1 protein-coding gene is annotated in these 533 nt (G+C 50.7%); it reads right to left on the minus strand.

Annotation, left to right across the window (positions count from 1 at the left end):
• On the minus strand, positions 1–485 hold a 485-nt coding region (locus tag HT737_RS29580; RefSeq protein ID WP_182404595.1), incomplete at its 3' end, for a hypothetical protein.
• Positions 486–533 lie beyond the last annotated feature (48 nt).

A 533-nucleotide genomic window follows, 5' to 3' on the forward strand; every position in this document is an offset into this window, starting at 1 on the left:
CCGGTTTGCGCATCCCGGGCGAAAGTGATGACATACCGCTCACCCTGGTACTTCAGATAAATGTTGTAATAATCCTGCGGCTGATCCGGCGCTTCGAAAGCGCTGTAACGGTAGCGGATACGTGGAATCAGCATCGGCCATTCCTTGCCAAGCAAGTCACCATTGACCGGCGGATACGCCGCCTCGAGGGCCACAATGGCGCCAGCTACCAACTCATCGTTGTCGCTTGGCTTAAAAGGTAATGGTCTGTTACGCAGCATGGTTACAGCGCTTTTTTTTCCATCGACAACATCACTGCGGTACATATCGGTACGAAACCATTTTGTTGCATCAAAACGGTTTTCTTCCGGACTCCAGTCGCCGTAGTACATCATCACTTTCTCGCTCATTGCATCTTCCCTTGTGTGCAGATAGAGACCCATCGCACTAAAAACCAGCAAAAAGGCCGCTATGAGACCCACGCGCTTGTGAAAATTAACAGTCATGGTTTTCGCCGGTGGTTTCGTCGACCATTTGAAAGCGTTCGCTATGCT

Source organism: Pseudomonas sp. MD195_PC81_125 (genome assembly GCF_014060985.1).
In the GTDB taxonomy this organism is placed as follows: Bacteria; Pseudomonadota; Gammaproteobacteria; order Pseudomonadales; family Pseudomonadaceae; genus Aquipseudomonas; species Aquipseudomonas parakoreensis.